Here is a 24,624-nt window from a genome sequence, read left to right as displayed (position 1 = left end):
TATTAATTATCGTACGGAACCAGGCTACGCTCAGGGATCGCTATCGAATGAGATCCAACGCCCCTTCCATAACGATACGTCGCGCAATAATGACACGCATGATTTCGTTGGTGCCCTCTAGAATTTGATGAACACGGTTATCGCGTACATAGCGTTCCAGTGGGTATTCTTTGATATAGCCGTAGCCACCATGTAACTGCAGCGCGTCATTGCAAATGGTAAAACACACATCGGTGGCGAAACGTTTGGCCATAGCGCAGTAGGTTGTGGCGTCGGAGTCTTTACTGTCCAATTTGAAAGCAGCGAGACGGACCATTTGCCTGGCAGCGACTAACTCAGTGGCCATATCGGCTAATTTAAATTGGGTGTTTTGAAATGCGGCTATAGGTTTTCCAAATTGCTCACGCTCCTGGGTATAACGGGTTGCAGCTTCTAACGCAGCCTGCGCAGTACCCAGCGAACAGGTAGCGATATTGATACGACCGCCATCCAAGCCTTCCATCGCTATTTTAAAACCCTGCCCTTCACTGCCCAATCGATTCGCCACTGGTACTTGGACATTATCAAAACTGATCAAACGAGTGGGCTGTGAATTCCAACCCATCTTCTCTTCTTTTTTGCCGTATTCAATCCCCGGCAAATCGGCAGGAATCGCAAAGGCGGTAATGCCTTTGGCACCGGTATCAGCGGTACGTAACATCACCACTAGCAGGTCAGTATCGCCAGCGCCAGAGATAAACATTTTACTACCGTTAACCCGATAATGGTCGCCATCCAGCGTTGCTGTACTGCGCAAAGAACCGGCATCGGAGCCAGCACCCGGCTCAGTCAAACAGTAAGACATCAATTTATTACCGGCAATGATATCCGGGCACCACTGTTCAATGATTTCAGCTTGGCCATAGCGGGCCAACATATTCGTGGCCATATTATGAATGGTGAGAAAAGCCGCAGTTGAGGTACAACCTCGTGCTAATTCTTCTACGATGACACTGGTATCCAGCCGACTCAGACCAAGGCCGCCAACGTCCTCTGGCGTATAAAGCCCCATAAAACCCAACTCACCGGCTTGTTTCAGTGCCTCTTTGGGAAAAAAATGTTCCGCATCCCAGCGAGCAGCATTAGGCGCAAATACGCCCTCGGAAAATGATCTGGCTGCAGCCTGAAAGGCGAGTTGGTCTTCAGTTAAATTAAAGTCCATAGCACTTCCCGTTACTTGAGTTTGTCGATGACAGAACCAAATAATTCCTCATCACTAGGCAATACCTTCGAGGTGGCTAAAGGCTTGGAAATCCAAGTGATGTTGACCAGATCCTGCCAGGTAATATTATTATTAGTGCTGTTATTGCCCCAGGAACCACAACCCAGAGAAAAAGTCTGCCGCATACCATTCCACAAGTTACCGCTGTTGGATGGCGCCTGTGGCTGGTTAACCATCACCCGTGAGGTTTTGGTTTGCATGCCATATTTCAGAATATTGTCATCGTTGTAGGAGTAAATACCACAAGAATGACCCTGGCCTTGATAAGCTTGAATCGCATTCACTTTAGCAATCGCCTCATCAATATCTTTTACTTTATACAAAGTCATAGTGACCGACATTTTCTCGCCCGAGAATGGGAAATCAGCACCGGCGCCAGTTTCTGGAACGATCAGGAACGTTTTACCTTCCGGTAAATCAAAACCGGCCATCTGTGCCAACGCACTTGCCGGTTGTGCCACAATCTTTGCAGAAAGGTGATCATCTTCCCAGATGATCGCTTGCAGCTTGGCTTTATCGCCTTCATTTAACAGATAACCACCTTCAGCTAACAACTTGGCCAGCAGCTCGTCATAAACGGCTTCAACAATCACCAGTGAATTATCGGAGGAACAGGAAGCCGCTAAATCCAGTGTTTTGGAAATACGGATTTTTTCTGCAGCTTCGTCAAGGTTGGCGGTTTCATCAACAGTAATCACTGCGTTACCAGCACCTACACCTAAAGCTGGCGTACCAGAGGCGTAAGCCGCTTTAACCATCGCCGCGCCACCAGTAGCTAATATCCGGTCACACTGCTTCATTAATTCCTCTGTGGTTTCCAGTGAAGGTGTATCAATGCTGATGACCAAATCCTCAGGAGCACCCATTTTTTTTAAGGCTTCGCGCATGCGGTCGCAAATCATTTTATTGGTTAACTTGGAGCGAGGGTGTGGCGCGATGATCATTGAGTTGCGGCCTTTTACTGCCGAGATCGCTTTAATAACCGGCGTCGCTTCAGGGTTAGTGCATGGCGCCAGCGCACCGATAACACCTACTGGCTTCGCGATCTTAATAATATTACGAACCTTATCCTCTTCTAATACGCCCACTGATTTGTCATCAATGATGTCGTATAAGGCGGCTCTGGTCTTGCGATTAATTTTCAGAAATTTACCTTCGTAGTTACCCAACTGGGTTTCGTCAACAGTAAATTGGGCGATCTTTTCAGAAATTTCAGTTTCAGCAATCGACCATACCATCGCCTTAATTAACTCATCGACCTGCTCTTGGGAGTAATGTTCAATGGCTGCCTGCGCCTTGCGTGAACGTGCAATTAAGGCAGCAACTGTAGCCTGGGGATCGTTAGCGATTGTCATAATCTATACCTGATAATAATGAAACTGTGTTAGTCGCGGGATGATTGACATGATCAATTCGCGACCAATTTTTTTGCGGCAGATAAGGTAACACAGCTTAGGTGGAGGAAGAATTGATTTAATTGCGAAATTGATGGACTATGTTGCGCAAATCCCTTGCCCCCCAAACACATGATAAAAATTTTAAATACTTTAAATTCAAAGGCTTATTATGCCTGATATCTCGCAATGGCCACTCTCACCTGAAGGAATAAGATTTATTGTTCCTGAATTTATTGTTGCTGAGCTAGCCACCAATCCACTCACCGATGGCTGCTATCTGGTTGCTCTCGGTTATTACCCGAATGCCTTTGGCCATCGTATGGATCGCCCTATCCATAGTGACCAGCTGATCATTTACTGCACTGATGGTGAAGGTCTTATTCAGGTGGGTAACGACAGCCAGCTTATTAAACGTGGAGACATGCTAGTACTGCCAAAAAATATCGCACACCGCTATCAGGCGACCACCAATAGCCCATGGACTATCTACTGGGTGCATTTTGATGGCCTGCTCAGCAACCACTTTCTAGCACCACTCGTGCCGGATGGTCAGGCCTTCTCTGTATTACCTCTTGGCATCCAACCCAAGCTGGTCGCAGATTTCGAAGCCTTGCTGGAGGTGAGGCGCACCGGTTATAACCCTCGCAATTTTGTCTACGCCAGTAACCAATTGCGCCAAATCCTTAGCTTTCTCGGGGCGAGTGGTCACTTAGCCAACAATCAGGCCGAACAACTTAATCTCGATGCCATACATGCGATGATGCAGGAAAACTTACACGGCCAGCTATCACTGGATACGCTGGCAAAAAAAGTACAGCTCTCTAAATACCACTTTTCCAGTAAATACAAATCGATTACCGGGCAATCCCCCATACAGCACTTCCTGCACCTGAAGATGGAACACGCCTGTTACTTACTGGATATTTCCGGCAATAGCGTCAAAGAAATCAGCCGTAGCTTAGGGTATGAGGACAACTTTTATTTCTCGCGCTTATTCAAGAAAATCATTGGGGTATCACCGCGCCAGTATCGCCAATTAAAACGCGGTTAGCGGCACTAATTGTGGCGCGACCTGTCAGTACTTTTACGCCGCCATTTTTTAATAGCTGTTTCATGCTACACTGCAAAATTGTGTGTTATATCGGCTGGGGAACTGCCTCTCAACCGTCCTAGAAAAGACTTTAAAATATAGCGCTATACTATTGTTATACATAATATTTACCACTGAGAATAACCCTCTATGTTGAAATCATTTACTTGGCAGCGCTCCCTGTTCGGCGCCCTCTTTATTTGCACGCTATTATTCTCGTTAAACACGACTGCGACAGTACAATCGACGCCATTAACCTATAGTGCAGAGCAATCAAAAACGGCTAAAGACATTATCAGCAAGCTCCGCCAGCGACACTATATCCGGCAATCTCTCAATGACAGCTTGTCATCCCGTATTTTCGATACCTATCTGGAAAAGCTCGATGGCAATCGCAGCTTCTTTTTAAAGTCGGATTTAAAAGAGTTTGAGCAGTATCGTCTTCAGTTGGATGACACCCTGTCAAAAGGCGACCTTGAGCCCGGCTACATTATTTTCAATCGCTACCAACAACGTCTTGTCGATCGTCTAAGCAGTATTGTCGAACAATTACCCGAAATGGTTGCCAGCATGGACTTTGATAAGGACGAAGCACTGATTATCGACCGCACTCAATTGGCATGGCCTGCTACCATGGCAGAAGCTGACGACCTGTGGCGTAAAATCATCAAAAGCCGGGTATTAAGTTTACGTATGGCTAAAAAAGACGAGGCTGAAATAATACCTCTGCTACAAAAACGCTACCAAAACCAACTCAATCGCGTACAACAATCTAATAGCGAGGACGCATTCCAGGTCTACATGAACGCACTGACCTCATTGTACGACCCACATACCAACTATCTTTCACCCAGAACCTCGGAAAATTTCAATATCAACATGAGCCTGTCGCTGGAAGGTATTGGCGCTGTATTACAAATGGAGGATGAGTACACGAAAGTGGTCCGTCTGGTTCATGCTGGTCCCGCCGATAAGCAAGGACAACTAAATCCCTCCGACCGGATTGTGGCAGTGGCACAGAAAGACGGTGAGTTTCAGGATGTTATTGGTATGCGTTTGGATGAAGTGGTTGACTTAATACGCGGACCAAAAGGCAGCCTGGTAAAATTACAAGTGATTCCAGTAAGCGCCAAGACTGACGATGAGAATATCGTGATTGATATCATTCGCGACACTGTCAAACTCGAAGAACAAAGCGCAAAAAAGAAGATTCTTGAAATCTACCATGAAGATAAATTATCCCGCATCGGTATCATCGATATCCCTGCCTTCTACATTGATTTTGACGCCATGCGCAAGGGTGACCCCAATTATAAAAGTACCACCCGTGACGTAGAAAAACTATTAACAGAGCTAATCGACGATAAAGTTGATGGCATCATTATCGACCTTCGTGAAAATGGTGGAGGTTCTTTGCAAGAGGCCAATCAATTAACCGGTTTATTCATTGAACAAGGCCCTACCGTTCAAATCAGGCACTCCAGCAACAAGGTATACCGCGACGGTAAGCGCTCGCCTAGCGCTTACTACAACGGTCCACTGGCAGTATTGATCAATCGACTGAGCGCCTCCGCTTCAGAGATTTTTGCCGGCGCCATCCAGGATTATCAACGTGGCATTGTGGTAGGCACCCAATCTTTTGGTAAAGGCACTGTGCAGTCATTAGCCCCACTTAAGCAAGGTCAGCTGAAAATTACTGAATCCAAGTTTTACCGGATTTCTGGCGAAAGTACCCAACATCGCGGCGTACTACCAGATATTCAATTCCCTGCCACTTATGACACTGAAAAGGTTGGCGAGAGTTCACTCGAGAATGCTTTGGCATGGGACCGGATCGACCCCATTCGCCATCCAAACTATTTTGACCTACCCGCTATCCTGCCATCGCTGAAAGCCAAGCACGAGCAGCGCATGAGTAAGGACCCTGACTTCATCTTTCTTAATGAGCAACTTGTACTCATGGCGGAAAATCGTGCAATTACCTCTATACCACTGCAGCAAGAAGCACGCAGCAAAATGCAGCAACAGGAAAAAGAAAGGGCATTATCCATCGAAAACAAGCGGCGTGTGGCGAAAGGACTGAAGCCACTAGATGATATTGAAACCAGTGAAGACGATGAACTGGCAGATAACCCCGTAGATGATGCCACCAAGGAAGAGGATCAGGATAAAGAAGAGGAGATAGACCCACTACTGACAGAAACCGGCCATATCTTATTAGACGCTATGCCCGCATATCTGCCCAGCAAAATAGCAGTTAATCATTAACACTGGAGCTGCAAGAGAAACCTACAAAAAGACACTAAACACTAAAATCGATACTAGAGCGGCGACGATCTGCCCCCGCTCTTCTATCCATTACTTGCTTGGAACCGCGTCGACCACGACGATCGCGCTTAAATCGACGATCAGCAGCTAATATATCGCGCTTATCTGCCGCACTCGAAGGAACAATTCTGCGGCTATTGGCTTTCGCCAATGACGATGAAGCGGGTGTATTGACCGCGTTATTGACGGGAAAATTGATCATTATTTACTTACCTCCTTTATATAATTATCGACGGAAGCGGGTAAATCTTTAGATCATCTCAACGCCAATAGTTCATAAAATAGGCACTTTTACCTATTATCCTCCTTTAAGCTCAAACCATGCCAACTTTTCACGTAATAACACAACCTCGCCTACAATTAGCAGTGTCGGTGGTTTAATCTGCTCCTGCGCCACTCGATTAGGCATATCTTGTAGGGTACTGCTGATTACACGCTGATTGTGAGTGGTTCCCTGCTGTATTAGAGCGATAGGCGTATCCACAGAACGACCATGGGCAATTAATTGCTGACAAATAATTGGCAGGCCAACCAAGCCCATATAAAACACCAATGTTTGCTTCTCATGCACCAACTCTGACCAAGGTAAATCACAACTTCCATCCCTCAGGTGACCGGTCACAAACCTGACTGATTGTGCGTAATCACGATGAGTAAGCGGAATACCTGAATAAGCTGCGCAACCCGAGGCAGCAGTAATACCGGGCACAACCTGAAACGGTATCTTGTTCTCGGCCAACTGCTCAATTTCTTCGCCACCGCGGCCAAATATAAATGGGTCACCACCTTTAAGCCGCAATACTCTTTTACCCTGTTTTGCCAAATCAACTAATAGCTGATTTATATTCTCTTGCGGTACCGCATGGTCAGAACGGGCTTTACCCACATAAATTCGCTCGGCATCGCGGCGACATAAATCCACAATCTGATCGGCCACCAGGCGATCATAGAGCACTACATCTGCTTTTTGCATAAGACGCAACGCTTTAAACGTCAACAAATCGGGATCACCCGGGCCGGCACCAACCAGATAGACTTCGCCACCTGGCGCTAGTTCTTCGCCTAATTGTTGCGCCAACATTTCTTCAGCGGCTTGCTGCTTGCCGGCAAACACCATTTCAGCAACAGGCCCCTGCAATACCGATTCCCAAAAATTTTTCCGATCATCGATATTGTCAAAACGCGCTTTAACCTGGTCACGAAAATTCCCGACCAAATTAGCGAGCTGGCCGTAGGCTGAAGGGATAATTGTTTCAATTTTTGCACGTAACATCCGCGCCAGTACCGGTGATTTACCGCCACTTGAAACCGCAATAACTAACGGCGAGCGATCAATAATAGCGGGTAAAATGACACTGCAGAGGTCCGGACTATCTACCACATTAACCGGGATATGACGCTGGTGCGCATCTTTGGAAACTACTGCATTGAGCTGGGTTTCATCCGTTGCGGCAATTACCAGAAACTTATTGTCCAGGTCAGCGCTATGATAATCCCCCAATCGGCAACTACCACCACTGGCGACGGCTAAAGCATGCAGCTCGGGTAATATTTCATGAGCGACAATATGAATGACTGCGCCCGCCTTACTTAACAAACCCGCTTTGCGCAGCGCCACATTACCGCCGCCCACCAACAAACAGGGCTTATTCGTTAATTGAAAATAAAGCGGCAAAAAATCCATTAAGGTCAGGCCAGCTCAGTAATGCCGCCCATATAAGGACGCAATGCTTCTGGAATGATTACAGAGCCGGATTCAGTTTGATAGTTTTCTAACACGGCAACCAATGTGCGACCCACCGCCAAACCTGAACCATTGATCGTATGCAACAATTCAGGCTTATTAGTCTCAGGGTTACGCCAGCGCGCCAGCATGCGCCTAGCCTGATAATCACCAAAATTACTGCACGAGGAAATTTCACGGTATTTCTGCTGACCAGGCAACCACACCTCTAAGTCGTAAGTCTTTTGTGCCGAGAAACCTAAATCGCCGCCACAAAGAATAACTTTACGATAAGGCAGGTTCAATTTTTGCAAGATAGCTTCGGCATTCGCGGTTAATGATTCCAGCTCGTCGGCTGACTGATCAGGACGCACCATCTTTACCATTTCTATTTTTTCGAATTGATGCTGGCGAATCATCCCGCGGGTGTCACGGCCATAACTCCCCGCCTCACTACGAAAACAAGGGGTATGACAGACAAAGCGCAAACCATCACCCATTTCTTTCGCTTCAAAGATTCTGTCGCGCGCAATATTGGTTACCGGGACTTCGGCAGTGGGAATCAAATAGTAATCCTGCTCCCCTTCTAACTTGAATAAATCTTCTTCAAACTTGGGTAACTGGCCAGTGCCACGAAGTGACTCCGCGTTAACGATATAGGGAACATAGATCTCACTGTAGCCATGCTCATTGATATGGGTATCCAACATAAACTGAATTAAAGCGCGATGTAACCGCGCCATATTGCCCTGCATCACAGCGAAACGCGAACCGGTTATTTTTGCCGCCACGTCAAATTGCAAATCACCCAAGGCTTCGCCAACATCAACGTGATCCTTAACTTCAAAATCAAATTTTTTAGGTTCACCCCAAGTCAATACCTCAACATTACTGTCCTCATCACTCCCTTCCGGCACCGCATCCTCAGGGATATTCGGCACACTCATCATTAATTCATCAAGTGCATCACCAGCTTGCTGCGCTTTCTGTTTTAGCGCCTCTAGCTGTCGCTCTATTTTTGCCAGAGTTTCATTAACTGTTTTTTTAGCCTCATCGACTGGCACGCCCTGCTGTACTAGTTCGCCAATTTTTTTCGAAGCCTGTTTACGCTCTGCCAACAGAGTTTGGCTTTCGGTATCAGCTTGCTTACGATCACCATCCAAACGAATAAATTCCGCCACATCAAAACTATAATTTTTCTTTTTTAGCTGCGCAGCTACCGCTTGCGGGTCTTTGCGGATGAGTTTGATATCTAACATTTAATTGAAACCTTTATCTTTTAAATTTTAATCGTGACTTTATAAAAAACGTGTCAGTGTGATGGCCAACCAGGAAGCAAACACACACACTAATAAACTGGTAACCACATAGACAGCTGCATTAAGTAACAGACCACTTTCCAACAGGGTTATGGTTTCCAGGGAAAACGTCGAGAATGTAGTGAATGCACCTAAAAAACCGACCATCGCAACACTACGCCAATCCGGATGCAATGCCAGCCGCTCAGTAATTAGCACATACATAATGCCAATACAAAATGAGCCAATCACATTCACAGCCAAGGTTCCCAATGGGAAACCACCCAGCTGCCACTTACCATGACTAACCGTATTCACTGCATTCACCATCCAATAGCGACACAAGGCACCAGCGGCGCCACCGGCAGCAATCATCAGTATGTGCTTCATATTTTTTAACTACCTGATTGTTAAAATTCAGCACCAGCCTCTATTTAATAGCGCTGCATTTTACTGCTTTTATCCAGTTCGCGCAGATAATTCAGCTTTTCTGCAATTTTTATTTCCAGCCCTCTATCGACAGGAAAATAAACCCGGGTATCTTTTAACTCTTCGGGAAAATAATTCTCTCCCGCTGCATAGGCTTGCGGCTCGTCATGGGCATAGCGGTATTCACCACCATAATCCAACTCCTTCATCATCGCCGTCGGCGCATTGCGTAAATGCACCGGCACATCATAACTAGGCTGTTGATTAATCATCGCCATGGTTTGGTTAAACGCTTTGTAGACAGCATTGCTTTTTGCTGCAGAAGCCATATAAACCACCGCTTGTGCAATTGCCAAGCTACCTTCAGGGCTGCCCAGCCGCTCCTGAACATTCCAGGCGTTTAAAGCTATTTCTAGTGCTCTTGGGTCGGCATTACCGATATCTTCACTGGCCATGCGCACTACCCGCCTGGCTATATACAAAGGGTCACAACCGCCATCCAGCATGCGACAAAACCAATACAGTGCCGCATCAGGAGCCGAGCCTCTCACCGCTTTATGCAACGCAGAAATTTGCTCGTAAAATAAATCTCCCCCCTTATCAAAACGACGGACAAAACCATCCAGAACTTCGGATACGGTATTTTCATCGATACGCTTTTGTTTATCATCTCCCGGCGCTAACTCCACCGCCAGCTCCAACAGATTTAACGCACGGCGCGCATCACCATCTGCAGCCAGGGCTAGCTGGGACAACTGCGAAGACTCTAACAAAATCTCTATGGGTTGGTAACTGACGCAGGAGCGGTAAATAATCGCTTCAATATCATCAACCTCTAAAGCCCGTAACTTATAAACACGGGTTCTGGACAGCAAGGCATTATTTAATTCAAAAGACGGATTTTCTGTAGTCGCACCAATAAAAATCACGGTGCCATCCTCAACAAAGGGCAAAAAAGCATCCTGCTGCGACTTATTAAAACGGTGCACTTCATCAATGAACAGAATCGTTTTGCGACCCGCTGCTTGCTGATGCGCAGCCTCGTCTATTGCTACGCGAATATCTTTTACTCCCGCCAATACTGCGGACAAGGCGATAAAGTGTGTATCACACAATTCGGACACCAATTTCGCCAGCGAAGTTTTACCAACACCTGGCGGCCCCCATAACACCATGGAGTGTAATTGATCACTCTCTAATGCTTCCCGCAACGGCTTACCAGGACCTAAAATATGCTGCTGACCAATATAGTCAACTAACGTACGCGGTCGCATTTTAGCGGCAAGCGGCTGATAAACCGGTTTTTGTTCGAATAAATTACGGTTCATTGTTGATAACATCGACACCTTTTGGCGGAGTGAATTGAAATATCTCATCCGCTAAGGGCTGATTCATGCGCACCGATGAAAATTCAATAATCGTCGTTTGATCGAGGCTATCTCGAAGGATCATGCCGGAAATGGAAGCTCCGCGAAACTCAAGCGTCAGCTGCTTAAAAACACCATCATCAGTACGCGGCGAAAGCACAAATTGCTGTGAAGTTAACGCTTGTACTTGATACTGCTTGCTGATTTCAGCAATCTCACCACTAAGCAGTAACGCCGGCGCTTTATCCATATCGGCAGAAAATGGCTGTTTACTGACTTGCTCTAAATCCAGGTCATGCAACCATAAAATTTTACCGTCGGTGACAACCAAATGTTCATAAGGTGTTTCAGTACGCCAATAAAAACGACGCGGCCGTTTCACTTTTAACACACCAGAGGCTTGTTGCAATACTGCTCCTTGAGAGTCTTTAATGGTTTGTTGAAAGTTAGCCAGCAAGGTATCCATTACCTGTAATTTATCTGCCAGCTGTTTTACTGCATCCTGTGCAGAAACCAACGAACTTAAAGGTAATGCGATAACTAAGGATAAAACTACTTTGCGATATAAGTTCACAATGATTCCACTATTAAGAAAACTATTATTCGAAGGATGCTGGGGCCAGCACTTCACGACTGCCGTTGGTTCCCATTTCAGTGACTACACCGGCAGCTTCCATTGCTTCAATTAATCGAGCTGCTCGGTTATAACCAATTCGTAACTTTCGCTGAACTGAAGAAATAGAGGCGCGTCTTGATTGAATAACATAATTAACCGCCTCGTCATAGAGCGCATCTGATTCACTGTCGCCATCATTACCACCTTCGGTAAAACCGGGAATGGCGGGACCACTAGCACCTTCGTCAATGAGACCAACAATATAATTAGGCTCTCCACGCCGTTTCCAGTCGGCAACCACTCGATGCACCTCTTCGTCAGAGACAAACGCACCATGCACTCGTAACGGCAAACTGGTTCCCGGTGGCAGATACAACATATCACCATGACCTAATAATTGTTCAGCCCCGCCCTGATCAAGAATGGTTCGGGAATCTACCCGCGAAGAAACTTGAAAGGCTATTCTTGTAGGCACGTTAGCTTTAATCAAACCGGTGATCACATCTACCGAGGGGCGTTGAGTTGCCAGTATTAAATGAATACCTGCTGCACGAGCTTTTTGCGCAATCCGCGCAATCAACTCTTCGACTTTTTTACCGACCACCATAATCATGTCAGCAAATTCGTCAATCACCACAACAATGGACGGTAATGTTTCTAACGCTGGCGCCGTGGGTTCTTCCTCTCCCGCTTGATAGACTTCTTCTTTGACCCACAATGGATCAAGAATCGGATTACCGCTTTCGATGGCATCCGTAATTTTGCGATTAAAGCCGGCAAGATTTCGCACGCCCATGGCGGACATTAATTTATAACGACGCTCCATCTCAGCGACACACCAACGTAAACCGTTAGCAGCATCTTTCATGTCAGTGATAACTGGTGTCAATAAATGAGGAATACCATCATAAACCGACAGTTCCAACATTTTTGGGTCGACTAAAATCAAGCGCACTTGCTGCGGCGTTGACTTGTATAACAAGCTTAACAACATGGCGTTTACACCGACCGACTTACCTGAACCGGTAGTACCTGCAACAAGTAGATGCGGCATTTTTGCAAGATCGGCAACAATAGGCTCACCTGAAATATCATGCCCCAACGCCAGGGTGAGCGGTGATTTGGAATCGTCATAGACTTTAGATGACAACACGTCACGGTAATTTACAATGGCGCGATCTTCATTGGGGATTTCAATACCTACTACTGACTTTCCAGGGATAACTTCAACCACACGAACACTGATAACCGCCAGGGAACGAGCAATATCTTTAGCCAGATTAGTGATCTTACTGACTTTTACACCAGTGCCGGGTTGAATTTCAAAACGGGTTACTACCGGGCCAGGCAATACTTCTTTGACTTCAGCCACTACCCCAAAGTCTTTAAGTTTATGCTCCAATAACTTTGACAAGGCCTCAAGCGCTTCTTCAGAAAAACCTTTTCGGTGGGTGTCATTGGCCGGGTCCAATAACTCCAAATTGGGTAAAGTACCAACTACCGGTGCGTTAAACAGAGGCTGCTGTTTTTCACGTTCTGAACGGACACTTTTCTCTGCTTTTTTCGGCAAGGGCAGAATTTTGGGGCGCTCCCGAGTTTTTTCTTTTTCGACCTGCTGGGCAATAACAACTTTACGCTCTTGTTGCACTTTCTTTAGAGAGCGCTGTTCTTTGCGCTGCTGCCAATAACGAGTCAGATAGAGATAACTGCGATTAAGCCCGCGTAGCGTCAACGCACCGATTTGGTCCATTAATTTCAACCAGGACAAATCAGTGAAAATTGTCATGCCAAATAAAAACAGAGCCAACAGGATCAACCGGGCACCAATCAAACTAAATGAAGCCACCATTGCGGCGCCAACGCTCTGCCCCAAGGCACCGCCAGCACCAAATGGCAAACCGGAATCACCATTATCACCAATCATCGCCAGAGAGGTGCTAGCCACCATGACAATCACCAGACCTATAATTCGAATAGAGAATGACGCCCAATCAAAGCGCTGTGGTTGATAACGCTGCCGAAACAATATCCAGGCGCGATACCCTACCATCAGCGGAAAGAGATAGGCCATATAACCAAACATAGAGAGGAAAATATCGGCAAGCCAGGCCCCTGTGGGTCCACCTGCATTCATTACTGGCTCACCGGTACCGGTACGCGACCAGCCGGGATCGGCCCGATCATAGCTACTTAGGGCCATCAACAAGTAGATAAACACCGCCACAAAACCTATTAATGCACCTTCACGCAAGCGGGGTACGAACTTTTCCACGGCGGGATTGTTAGCGGTTTTATCCGGCATGACCTGCTTATTCAAAACAGTGGCTTTCCTTTATTATTACGGGCCGATGTAGAAGACGTCACCTGTTTTGTAATGAATTGAATATAAATTCTGCTACAGGTCTTTTAATTGTCAAAACTAGCCCAATATTACCATCTAAATCAGGTATTTGCCTCAATATAGCGTTTATTTGGCAAAAGCTTTGAAACGGTTTTTCTACGGGCCTATTTACTCTATGATAGCCAGCCTCTAAACCAGCACCACTGATGTCACATTGTTAAAAGGTAGATTATGAGCGACTTACAACACCACCCTCTGATTATTTTAGGGTCCGGCCCTGCCGGCTATACTGCAGCCGTCTATGCCGCGCGCGCCAATTTGAACCCAGTGATCATCACTGGTATGCAACAAGGTGGTCAGCTCACCACCACTACCGATGTCGACAATTGGCCCGGTGGCGCTGAAGGTCTTCAGGGCCCTGACTTGATGATGCAAATGCAGGCCCATGCCGAGCGTTTTGAGTCGCAGATAATTTTTGACCATATTGAATCTACCGATCTGCAACAGCGGCCATTTATCCTTAAGGGCAATAGCGCCAACTATAGCTGTGACGCACTGATTATTGCTACCGGCGCATCTGCACAGTACTTGGGATTACCCTCCGAAGAAGCCTTTATGGGCAAAGGCGTTAGTGCTTGTGCTACCTGTGATGGTTTCTTCTATCGTGGTAAAAAAGTAGCCGTCATTGGCGGCGGTAATACAGCTGTCGAAGAGGCCCTGTATTTATCTAACCTAGCGTCGGAAGTGACACTGGTGCACCGCCGTGACAGCCTGCGTTCGGAAAAAATCTTGCAGGATAAGTTATTCGAAAAAGCCAAAACGGCAATGTCACCCTCCTTTGGAATCACACTCTGGAAGAAGTGTTAGGTGATGCCAGCGGCGTTACTGGACTGAAAGTAGCAGCAACAGCAGATGGCAGCACCAGTGAGATTGATGTCGCCGGCGTGTTCATTGCCATAGGCCATAAACCCAATACCGATATTTTTATCGACCAGCTAGAGATGAAGGACGGTTACATTCAGATTCAAAGCGGGCTGGAAGGTAATGCTACCCAAACCAGTATTGCAGGGGTTTTTGCTGCTGGCGATGTTGCCGACCACGTCTATCGTCAGGCGGTGACCTCTGCCGGAGCCGGCTGTATGGCGGCACTTGATGCCGAAAAATACCTGGACAATTTAGCCTAAAGCTTGACAGCCAGAACCGGTCAGCATCCAATTAGCCTATGTCGACCATACCTTGGCTGGATCCCACTGAATTAAGCTTTCCTGCAACGGAGCAAGCATTAGATGATCCCAACGGCCTGCTGGCTGTTGGCGGCGATCTTACTACTCAACGCCTAATACAGGCGTATCGACAAGGCATCTTCCCGTGGTATCAACAACCGGAGCCAATACTCTGGTGGTCCCGAGCCCAAGAGCGGTGCTATTTCCTGGTCAAATGGTTATTTCGCGCAGCCTTAGAAAAACGTTGCTGCGTGGTAAATTCAAAGTAACTGCCGACCAACAATTCCGGCAAGTTATGCTTCACTGCTCGACAATTCCAAGACATGGCCAAAATGGCACATGGATTGGTGACGACATTTTGACCGCCTACGATAAACTTCACCAACTGGGCATCGCCCATTCCATTGAGGTGTGGCTAGATGGCCAATTAGTGGGGGGCTATACGGGATATCCATCGGCAAAATATTTTATGGTGAATCGATGTTTAGTTTACACACTGACTCCTCTAAAGTAGCCTTGGCGTATCTAGCCCAACAACTCCAACAGTGGGACTTTGCCTTGATAGACTGTCAGGTCAGCAATCCACATTTGCTAAGTTTAGGAGCAGTAGAAATTGAGCGAGCGGAATTCAGCAGGCTACTTCAAGCTAATGTCGATAGAGTCTGTGCGCATCAGTGGGCAGGCGAATGGCAACTGCCTAGCGCATTTTATTCAAAGCAGCCAAGACCAAATTAAATATGACCGCCCTTGCTGAGTTAAAAGTATTTGCTACTCACCCGCATCCATGCAGCTATCTGCCTGATCAGCAAGCGACGACATTATTCATTGACCCAGAAACCACACTGGACTCAAATCTCTATAGCGATCTTGCCGATGTTGGTTTCCGCCGCAGCGGCCCCCATGTCTATCGCCCTCACTGCGAAAGCTGTAATGCCTGCATCGCGACACGAGTGGATGTAAACCAATTCAAGCCTACCCGTCGGCAACGTAAAATCCACAATCGCAATCAGGACCTGCAAGTGCTGGAGCTGGACAGCATTGATGATGAAGCGGCATACCAATTGTATATGCACTACATCACAGTCCGTCACCAGGATGGCGACATGTTTCCACCGAGCAGGGAGCAATATGACTCTTTTTTAAACGATAGCATTGGCGTCACTCGCTACTACGGTTTTCACCTCAATAATAAAATCATTGCTGTTGCAGTAACCGATCAAATGCGCCATGGATTATCCGCCATCTATACCTTTTTTGACCCTGAACATGATCGCCGCAGCCTTGGTACCTATGCGGTTCTCTGGCAAATCGAACAGACCCGCAAGCTTGGTTTGGACCACCTTTACCTGGGTTACTGGATTAAAGAATGCCAAAAAATGAGCTACAAAACGGATTATCGCCCCCTACAACTATTAATTAACAACCGCTGGCTGACCCTCAGCTGATGCCACCTAGCTATCCAGTAGCTTTCACACTATTCCCTTTTGCTTCTAAACCTGTTTTCAGGCACAATGCGCGCAGTTTTTCTACAGCCCATTTTTATCCTGACAAATGAGCCGTGGAAAATTCACTAATTTTGGATTGGAACGCTCGCATCGAGAGCAAGAGGAAAGTGCCGAATGGCAAAAGAAGATCAGATTGAAATGGAAGGCGAAGTCATTGATACCCTTCCCAACACGATGTTTAAAGTACGACTAGAAAATGGTCACGAAGTGATTGCCCATATTTCCGGAAAAATGCGCAAAAACTACATCCGCATTTTAACCGGCGATAAAGTCCGCGTTGAATTAACGCCCTATGACTTAAGCAAAGGCCGGATCACCTACCGCGCCCGCTAGCAGAAAAAAGAAGCGCTAAGCCAGCGCTTCTTCCTCTACTACCAACTCTCCATTTTCAACGCGAACAACCACCACACCCCCGTCTTTGGATAAAGTACCGAACAGCACTTTTTCTGCTAATGGCTTCTTGATGTGTTCCTGAATAATACGAGCCATAGGACGTGCACCCATATTTTTATCGTAGCCTTTTTCAACTAACCAACGGCGTGCATCATCATCAACCTGGAGTGTGACTTTCTTATCATCAAGCTGACCTTGCAACTCCATTAAGAATTTATCTACCACTGTTAACACTACTTCTTCAGGTAAAGCATTAAATTGGACAATAGCATCTAATCGGTTGCGGAACTCCGGCGTAAACAAGCGAGTAATGGCTTCCATTGCGTCAGTCGTATTATCTTGCTCTGTAAAGCCCATCGAACGACGACTGCTACTTTCCGCGCCGGCATTTGTGGTCATCAAAAAGATTACATTTCTAAAATCTGCTTTGCGACCGTTATTATCCGTCAACGTACCGTGATCCATAACTTGTAACAATAAGTTAAAGACTTCGGGGTGCGCCTTTTCAATTTCGTCTAACAATACGACAGAGTGTGGGTGTTTTGTCACCGCCTCTGTCAACAAACCACCCTGATCAAAACCAACGTAGCCAGGAGGTGCGCCAATCAAACGCGACACTGTGTGACGCTCCATATACTCAGACATGTCGAAACGAATCAACTCGAGACCTAAAATTTTAGCCAGCTGATTACTGACTTCTGTTTTACCGACCCCCGTTGGGCCCGCCAATAGAAATGAACCAATCGGTTTTTCTACAGACTTTAATCCAGCTCTGGCCAACTTGATGGAAGTGGCCAACGAAGCAACCGCCTCATCCTGACCAAACACTACCATTTTAAGATTTTCTTCCAGCTTCTGTAATGATTCCTTATCATCCGAAGAAACCGATTTTGGTGGAATACGTGCAATTTGCGCAACCACTGCTTCGATTTCACTAACGCCAATCGTTGACTTACGCTTATCTTCTGGCTGCAAACGCTGAAACGCGCCTGCTTCATCAATTACATCGATCGCTTTATCTGGCATAAATCGATCATTGATATAACGATCGGATAATTCAGCGGCAACCTGCAAAGCTTTATCGGTATATTTCAAGTCATGATGTTCTTCAAACCGACTCTTTAAGCCTTTAAGGATCTGATAGGTTTCATCCACTGAAGGCTCCAATACATCGACTTTTTGAAAGCGGCGACTCAGCGCCCGATCTTTATCAAAAATACCGCGATACTCTTGAAAGGTGGTTGAACCAATACAGCGCAATCTACCAGAACTTAATAATGGTTTTAATAAATTTGACGCATCCATGACGCCGCCCGATGCAGCGCCGGCACCAATAATGGTATGAATTTCATCAATAAATAAAATGGAATGTTCACGTTTTTTTAAATCAGCTAACAAGCCTTTAAAGCGCTTCTCAAAATCACCGCGGTATTTGGTACCCGCTAATAAAGAGCCCATATCTAGAGAGTAAACCACACTTTCTTTTAGAATCTCGGGGACTTCACCATCAACGATCAACTTGGCAAGTCCTTCAGCTATTGCAGTTTTACCTACGCCGGACTCACCAACCAATAATGGGTTATTTTTTCTGCGACGCGATAATATTTGCGACACCCGCTCCACTTCACCAGAACGACCAACCAAGGGGTCGATACGCCCTAACCTCGCCTCTTCATTCAAATTGGTAGCGAAGTTTTCTAAGGGACTTTTTTCTACAGAACCGCCAGATTGATCTTCATCTACATGCGACTGATCATGATCACCATCCTGATCTGAATGACCTGCCACTTTAGAAATACCATGGGTTAAATAATTTACGACATCAAGTCGCGCAACTGTTTGCTGCTTTAAAAAATAAACGGCCTGACTTTCCTGCTCACTAAAAATAGCCACCAGCACATTCGCCCCGGTAACCTCTTTTTTACCTGATGATTGCACATGAAAAACAGCACGCTGAAGCACTCGCTGAAAACCCAAAGTGGGTTGAGTTTCACGGTCTAATTCGCGCTCGGGAATTAACGGCGTAGTAGAGTCAACGAAATCCACCAGCTCAGTTCTTAATTGGCTTAGATTTGCACCACAGGCCACTAGCACATCGGCAGCAACTGAGTTATCAACCAACGCTAACAACAAGTGCTCAACTGTCATGAACTCATGCCGTTTGGTTCTGGCGCCTTTAAAGGCCAGATTTAATGTTTGTTCCAGATCCTTACTTAACATACTGATACTCCGCTATTGGATCCAACTGCTGTGCTGGTTTATTCATCTTCGGAAGCTTCTATCTCGGCCAACAAGGGATGCTGACAATCCCTAGCATATTGATTCACTTGCGCCGCTTTAGTTTCCGCAATATCTTTGGTGAAAATACCGCACACCCCCTTTCCTTGGGTATGTACGGTTAGCATCACCTGAGTCGCCTGCTCTCTATTCATCCGGAAGAACGACTCTAAAATCTCAACCACAAACTCCATTGGAGTATAGTCATCGTTAAGTAAGACTACTTTGTACAGCGGTGGTGGCTTAAGCTGCGGAATCGATTCCGCTACCGCAACATCGCCCTCCCGCTCGTCATCCGGCGGAAGGTCTTCATCCCCTGCCATGGTTAATGTTAGTAGAAGATTTTGATGTTTACCCATATACCTGCCTGTAACGCCAATAATTGCCAAGTTTGTCACTCAAATTTTAGCCTCTCTGACTATATTTCAGCCAGAACCCTTGACTATTGGTTAAAAAATGTTAAAAAAGTCACGTTCTTTTGAACAAACGAGGGGACGTTTGCCTTCTGAGGCGACGTAAAAGTAGTAAATATGCCCAATTGGGGGCAATAATAAAAGGACCTCTACTATGAAAACCGGAATAGTAAAGTGGTTCAACAACGCTAAAGGATTCGGTTTTATCCTTCCAGAAGGGGGTGGTGCTGATATATTCGCTCATTACTCTTCAATTGATATGGATGGCTATAAAACACTGAAAGCGGGTCAAACTGTTACCTTTGATACCATTAATGGGCCCAAAGGTTTACATGCTACCGGCATTCAGTCAGCTAATTCCGAAAGCGTTGCTGAAGTTACTCAGATTACAACAGAAAACAGCTGAGAAAACATCAATAATAACTACACTGGCTGTGTTACCACCATAGCGTCATAGTTTATACGCCATGGCAGTAAAGTGGATCACCTGAGAAGGTGTGTGCTATGCCTGCATTTTGGCAATTATGGCATCACCGAACTCCGAGCACTTTAGCAAAGTGGCACCATCCATCAGGCGTTCAAAATCGTAAGTTACGGTTTTCGCCTGAATAGCTCCGTTCATCCCATCAATTATCAAATCTGCCGCCTCACTCCAGCCTAGATGCCGTAACATCATTTCTGCAGACAATATCAACGAACCTGGGTTTACCTTATCCAAGCCCGCGTATTTTGGCGCAGTACCGTGTGTCGCTTCAAACAATGCAATGTTATCGCTTAGGTTGGCTCCTGGCGCTATACCAATCCCCCCTACCTGAGCAGCCAAAGCATCAGACAGGTAATCCCCGTTTAAATTAAGGGTCGCGATCACGCTGTACTCGTCAGGGCGAAGCAGCACTTGCTGCAACATGGCATCGGCAATCACATCTTTAATCACAATATCATTACCCGTCACCGGGTTTTTAAGCGTCATCCATGGACCGCCATTAAGCAATGAGGCGCCAAATTCCCGCTCGGCCAATTCATACCCCCAATCCTTAAAGGCGCCTTCCGTAAACTTCATGATATTACCCTTGTGCACCAACGTCACTGAAGGTAAATCTTGATCGATTGCGTATTGTATGGCCTTTCTTACCAGGCGTTCGGTGCCAGCTTTTGATACTGGCTTAATGCCAATACCACAGTTATCAGGAAAGCGGATTTTCGACACACCCATTTCGCTTTGCAGGAACTGAATAACTTTTTTAGCTTCAGGAGTGTCTGCACGCCACTCAATACCAGCATAAATATCTTCCGAATTTTCCCGAAAGATCACCATATTAGTTTTAGCGGGCTCTTTAACCGGTGATGGTACACCCTCAAACCAGCGCACGGGGCGAAGACACGTGTACAAATCCAGCTCCTGACGCAGCGCCACATTAAGCGACCTAAAACCACCGCCAACGGGAGTGGTTAGCGGCCCCTTAATCGCTACGGAATATTCCTTAATTGCATCCAGCGTTTCGGCGGGAAACCAATCACCGTCGTACATTTCCGCTGCTTTTTCACCCGTGTAGATTTCCATCCAGCTGATTTTTTTACTGTCACCATAGGCCTTATTCACAGCAGCATCCACTACCTTAACCATTACCGGGGTGATATCTACACCAATGCCGTCACCTTCGATAAAGGGAATAATGGGCTGTGCCGGGACATTCAGCGAAAAGTCACTATTCACTGTAATCATTTCACCTTCAGCAGGAACCTTAATGTATTGATAAGCCATAACTTACTCCGTTTCAAAAATAACTTACGTGGCACAGCGGCGACACATTGAATTCATCCAAGCCCAACCAGCGCACACAAAAAAGGGCTATCAAATGATAGCCCTTTTAAATCATGGATCAACAGCTAACTGAAAAACATGGCTTAACTAAAAGTTTCCAAGGCAGTATTAAATATCGCGCTTGGACGCATAGCTTTAGTCGCCAGCTCTTGATTGGGACGGTAATAACCACCGATATCAGTCGGCTGACCCTGAACTTGATTCATTTCAGCGACAATGGCCTGCTCGTTTTCAGACAAATTAGCTGCCAGCTTACCAAATACAGCCTGCAACTCTGCATCTTCATTTTGAGCAGCTAAAGCCTTCGCCCAGTACAAAGCCAAATAAAAGTGGCTACCACGATTATCCAGCTCGCCGACCTTACGTGAAGGAGAGCGATTATTATCTAATAACTCAGCTGTAGCTTGATCCAGTGTAGTCGCCAATATCTTAGCTTTCGCGTTGTTTGTTTTATCAGCAAGATCTTCCAACGAAACAGACAGCGCTAAAAACTCCCCCAATGAATCCCAGCGTAAATGCCCTTCTTCTTCGAATTGCTGGACATGCTTTGGAGCAGACCCACCAGCACCCGTTTCGAACAGACCGCCACCATTCATTAGCGGCACAATTGACAACATCTTGGCACTGGTACCCAATTCCATAATCGGGAACAAATCTGTCAAATAATCGCGTAATACGTTACCGGTTACTGAAATAGTATCCTGTCCACGAATCAAACGCTCCATGGTAAAACGAATCGCCACAACAGGTGCCATGATGCGAATATCCAAGCCATCGGTATCGTAGTCTTTCAGATAACGCTCAACCTTCAGCATTAATTGAGCATCATGAGCGCGCTCTTCATCTAACCAGAAAATAGCTGGCATACCGGAAGCACGTGCACGATTAACAGCCAACTTCACCCAGTCTCTAATGGGAGCATCCTTGGCCTGACACATTCTCCAGATATCGCCTTGTTCGACTGAGTGCTCGAGCAAAACATTGCCCTGATCATCAATAACTTTCACCACACCATCGCTAGGCACTTCAAACGTTTTATCGTGCGAGCCGTATTCTTCAGCTTTCTGCGCCATAAGGCCAACGTTAGGCACTGTACCCATGGTAGTAGGATCAAAGGCACCGTGGGTTTTACAAAAGTTAATAACTTCCTGATAAATTGTTGCATAGGTGCTTTCAGGAATAACCGCTTTGGTATCCTTTAATTTGCCATCAGCTCCCCACATCATACCCGAATCACGAATCATCGCAGGCATAGATGCATCAACGATTACATCACTGGGCACATGTAAATTGGAGATACCTTTATCAGAATTTACCATCGCGATTTCTGGACGGTTTTGGTAGCATTTTTGAATATCACTTTCAATTTCAGCGCGCTGTGATAATGGCAACTGCTCAATTTTTTCGTAAACATTACCAAGTCCACTATTTGGATTAACACCCAATGCCGCAAAAGTCTCAGCGTGTTTTTCAAATAAATCTTTGTAAAACACTGTTACAGCATGGCCAAACACTATCGGGTGGGACACCTTCATCATGGTCGCTTTAACATGCAAAGAAAATAATAGATTGGTTTCTTTAGCATCTTCAATTTGCTCTTCAAAAAAGCGACGTAACGCTTTTCTGCTCATAAACATACCGTCGATCACTTCACTTTTTAGTAAATCGGTTTTTTCTTTGAGCACTTCAACGCTGCCATCTGCTTTATTTAATTCAATACGAACAGCACAGTCGCGCTCAACAGTGACTGATTTTTCACTGGAGAAGAAATCACCACCGCGCATATGAGCAACGTGTGTGCGTGACGCCTGACTCCATGGCCCCATGCGGTGTGGATTTTTCTTCGCAAATTGTTTTACTGACGCAGGAGCGCGTCGATCAGAATTACCTTCACGTAATACCGGGTTTACTGCGCTACCTAATATTTTGGCATAGCGTGATTTAATATCTTCTTCAACGTCGCTAGATGGAGTTTCAGGGTAGTTGGGAATATTATATCCTAGTGCTTGTAACTCGCTGATTGCAGCCTTCAGCTGAGGAATAGACGCGCTCACATTCGGCAACTTAATGATATTGGCTTCTGGCTTCAGGGTTAGCTCACCTAATTCAGCCAGTGCATCATCAATTTTTTGCTCAGCGGTTAAATTTTCTGGAAAGCTGGAAATAATTCTTCCCGCTAAAGAGATGTCCCTAGGTTCGACTGTCACTCCAGCCACGTTGCTAAACGCATTTACAATTGGCAAAAGCGAATAGGTCGCCAATGCCGGGGCTTCATCAGTCAATGTATAAATAATCTTGGATATATCAGTCATGCTTAATTCCCGGTAAGTCTTGAAGTCTAGGATCTTGGAATCTAGGATCTTAAGGCTGTTCCCGCCTCTTGGCTGCGCAGCGATCAATAATTGATCAGCGGCTGACCCTACAAATTTTGCGCCGGCGAGTATACCAGCAAGCGACCGTTGGCGATAGATGATAGTATTGCTAAAACAATCACTTAGCGCTTTTTTATGCCCTTATGGCCAAAATTATTCTGCTTAACAAGCCTTTCAATGTGCTATGTCAATTTACTGATAAAGAAGGCCGCCCTACTCTCGCAGATTTCATCGATCTAAAAGGCGTATACCCCGCTGGCCGGCTGGATTATGACTCTGAAGGCCTGGTGCTATTAACCGATGATGGGCAACTACAGCACCAAATTAGTCACCCCAATACCAAGATGTCGAAAACGTATTGGGTTCAAGTTGAAGGGATTCCCAGCACAATCCAACTTAAGCCCTTAACCACGGGCATCATACTCAAGGACGGACCCTGCCGCCCTGCACAGGTAAGGATAATTGAGCCACCACTCCTATGGCCCCGCACCCCACCGGTTAGAGCGCGCGCCACTATTCCTACCTGCTGGCTTGAACTCACCATTACCGAGGGTCGCAATAGACAAGTAAGGCGAATGACTGCAGCTATAGGCTTTCCTACCCTTAGACTTATTCGTGCTCGCATTGGTGACTGGCATATTCAGCAACTAGCACCGGGCCAATTTGCTGAACACAATCTCCACTCATCCAGTAAAAAACTACCAAACAAACATTTTAAACCGCGAAAACGTACACCTAAGCGCCATGGAAAGCTATAATCGCCGATTTT

Annotated in this window: 19 protein-coding genes and 2 pseudogenes; 8 read left to right on the top strand and 13 right to left on the bottom strand. The window is 46.1% G+C overall.

Annotated features, from left to right (window positions below):
• Positions 1 to 40 precede the first annotated feature (40 nt).
• Positions 41 to 1,201, bottom strand: coding sequence for an acyl-CoA dehydrogenase family protein (locus UNITIG_RS03365; RefSeq protein ID WP_101757091.1), 1,161 nt, complete (start codon positions 1,199 to 1,201; stop codon positions 41 to 43).
• 11 nt (positions 1,202 to 1,212) lie between these two features.
• Entirely contained in the window at positions 1,213 to 2,616 is a 1,404-nt protein-coding gene (locus UNITIG_RS03360) for an aldehyde dehydrogenase family protein (RefSeq protein ID WP_101757090.1), read from the bottom strand.
• Between the two features lie 211 nt (positions 2,617 to 2,827).
• Here UNITIG_RS03360 and UNITIG_RS03355 point away from each other — a divergent pair, with 211 nt between their 5' ends.
• Together UNITIG_RS03355 and UNITIG_RS03350 are read left to right on the top strand one after the other, a co-directional pair.
• Complete coding sequence (locus UNITIG_RS03355; protein ID WP_101757089.1) at positions 2,828 to 3,709, top strand: AraC family transcriptional regulator; 882 nt, start codon at positions 2,828 to 2,830, stop codon at positions 3,707 to 3,709.
• A 189-nt stretch (positions 3,710 to 3,898) separates the two neighbouring features.
• Positions 3,899 to 6,016: a carboxy terminal-processing peptidase gene (locus UNITIG_RS03350; RefSeq protein WP_101757088.1), complete on the top strand. Its 2,118-nt coding sequence runs from the start codon at positions 3,899 to 3,901 to the stop codon at positions 6,014 to 6,016.
• Between the two features lie 34 nt (positions 6,017 to 6,050).
• Here the strand turns inward: UNITIG_RS03350 and UNITIG_RS03345 are convergent, their stop codons facing one another.
• From UNITIG_RS03345 to UNITIG_RS03315, 7 genes are all read right to left on the bottom strand, one after another.
• Positions 6,051 to 6,278, bottom strand: coding sequence for a hypothetical protein (locus UNITIG_RS03345; protein ID WP_101757087.1), 228 nt, complete (start codon positions 6,276 to 6,278; stop codon positions 6,051 to 6,053).
• A 96-nt stretch (positions 6,279 to 6,374) separates the two neighbouring features.
• Positions 6,375 to 7,760 carry a siroheme synthase CysG gene (cysG, locus tag UNITIG_RS03340; protein WP_101757086.1) on the bottom strand — a complete coding sequence of 462 codons (1,386 nt, stop codon included), beginning with the start codon at positions 7,758 to 7,760 and terminating at the stop codon, positions 6,375 to 6,377.
• Positions 7,761 to 7,765: 5 nt separating this feature from the next.
• Positions 7,766 to 9,058, bottom strand: coding sequence for a serine--tRNA ligase (gene serS, locus UNITIG_RS03335; protein WP_101757085.1), 1,293 nt, complete (start codon positions 9,056 to 9,058; stop codon positions 7,766 to 7,768).
• Between the two features lie 39 nt (positions 9,059 to 9,097).
• Positions 9,098 to 9,487, bottom strand: coding sequence for a fluoride efflux transporter CrcB (gene crcB, locus UNITIG_RS03330; protein WP_101757084.1), 390 nt, complete (start codon positions 9,485 to 9,487; stop codon positions 9,098 to 9,100).
• A 44-nt stretch (positions 9,488 to 9,531) separates the two neighbouring features.
• Positions 9,532 to 10,854 carry a replication-associated recombination protein A gene (locus UNITIG_RS03325; RefSeq protein ID WP_101757083.1) on the bottom strand — a complete coding sequence of 441 codons (1,323 nt, stop codon included), beginning with the start codon at positions 10,852 to 10,854 and terminating at the stop codon, positions 9,532 to 9,534.
• Entirely contained in the window at positions 10,844 to 11,467 is a 624-nt protein-coding gene (gene lolA, locus UNITIG_RS03320) for an outer membrane lipoprotein chaperone LolA (protein WP_235015236.1), read from the bottom strand. Before lolA ends, UNITIG_RS03325 begins: the two co-directional genes overlap by 11 nt.
• A gap of 25 nt (positions 11,468 to 11,492) precedes the next feature.
• On the bottom strand, positions 11,493 to 13,811 hold the full coding sequence (locus tag UNITIG_RS03315; RefSeq protein WP_101757082.1) for a DNA translocase FtsK: 2,319 nt from the start codon (positions 13,809 to 13,811) through the stop codon (positions 11,493 to 11,495).
• Positions 13,812 to 14,081: 270 nt separating this feature from the next.
• Between UNITIG_RS03315 and trxB the strand changes: the two are divergent.
• From trxB to infA, 4 genes and pseudogenes are all read left to right on the top strand, one after another.
• A pseudogene (gene trxB, locus UNITIG_RS03310) lies at positions 14,082 to 15,034 on the top strand (thioredoxin-disulfide reductase).
• A 38-nt stretch (positions 15,035 to 15,072) separates the two neighbouring features.
• A pseudogene (aat, locus tag UNITIG_RS25415) lies at positions 15,073 to 15,808 on the top strand (leucyl/phenylalanyl-tRNA--protein transferase).
• Between the two features lie 2 nt (positions 15,809 to 15,810).
• Complete coding sequence (locus UNITIG_RS03300; RefSeq protein WP_101757081.1) at positions 15,811 to 16,518, top strand: arginyltransferase; 708 nt, start codon at positions 15,811 to 15,813, stop codon at positions 16,516 to 16,518.
• 174 nt (positions 16,519 to 16,692) lie between these two features.
• Positions 16,693 to 16,911: a translation initiation factor IF-1 gene (gene infA, locus UNITIG_RS03295; protein WP_101757080.1), complete on the top strand. Its 219-nt coding sequence runs from the start codon at positions 16,693 to 16,695 to the stop codon at positions 16,909 to 16,911.
• Between the two features lie 15 nt (positions 16,912 to 16,926).
• Here infA and clpA read toward each other — a convergent pair whose 3' ends face one another.
• A complete protein-coding gene (clpA, locus tag UNITIG_RS03290) occupies positions 16,927 to 19,191 on the bottom strand; it encodes an ATP-dependent Clp protease ATP-binding subunit ClpA (RefSeq protein WP_101757079.1) in 2,265 nt (754 codons plus the stop codon).
• Positions 19,192 to 19,229: 38 nt separating this feature from the next.
• The gene (gene clpS, locus UNITIG_RS03285) at positions 19,230 to 19,607 is read right to left on the bottom strand and encodes an ATP-dependent Clp protease adapter ClpS (RefSeq protein ID WP_101757078.1); all 378 of its coding nucleotides are present in this window, start codon (positions 19,605 to 19,607) and stop codon (positions 19,230 to 19,232) included.
• A gap of 208 nt (positions 19,608 to 19,815) precedes the next feature.
• On the opposite strand from clpS, the gene cspD reads away from it, so the two are divergent.
• Positions 19,816 to 20,067 carry a cold shock domain-containing protein CspD gene (cspD, locus tag UNITIG_RS03280; RefSeq protein WP_101757077.1) on the top strand — a complete coding sequence of 84 codons (252 nt, stop codon included), beginning with the start codon at positions 19,816 to 19,818 and terminating at the stop codon, positions 20,065 to 20,067.
• Positions 20,068 to 20,163: 96 nt separating this feature from the next.
• Here the strand turns inward: cspD and icd are convergent, their stop codons facing one another.
• Both icd and UNITIG_RS03270 read right to left on the bottom strand, forming a co-directional pair.
• Positions 20,164 to 21,423, bottom strand: a complete 1,260-nt coding sequence (gene icd, locus UNITIG_RS03275; protein WP_101757076.1) for an NADP-dependent isocitrate dehydrogenase — start codon at positions 21,421 to 21,423, stop codon at positions 20,164 to 20,166.
• A gap of 143 nt (positions 21,424 to 21,566) precedes the next feature.
• Complete coding sequence (locus tag UNITIG_RS03270) at positions 21,567 to 23,795, bottom strand: NADP-dependent isocitrate dehydrogenase (protein WP_101757075.1); 2,229 nt, start codon at positions 23,793 to 23,795, stop codon at positions 21,567 to 21,569.
• Positions 23,796 to 23,998: 203 nt separating this feature from the next.
• On the opposite strand from UNITIG_RS03270, the gene UNITIG_RS03265 reads away from it, so the two are divergent.
• Complete coding sequence (locus tag UNITIG_RS03265; protein WP_101757074.1) at positions 23,999 to 24,613, top strand: pseudouridine synthase; 615 nt, start codon at positions 23,999 to 24,001, stop codon at positions 24,611 to 24,613.
• Positions 24,614 to 24,624: the final 11 nt, after the last annotated feature.

This window comes from Oceanicoccus sp. KOV_DT_Chl, assembly GCF_900120175.1.
Classification (GTDB): Bacteria; Pseudomonadota; Gammaproteobacteria; order Pseudomonadales; family Dasaniaceae; genus Oceanicoccus.
Note: the sequence above shows the minus strand (reverse complement) of the source record. Positions and strands in the feature narration are given on the sequence as shown.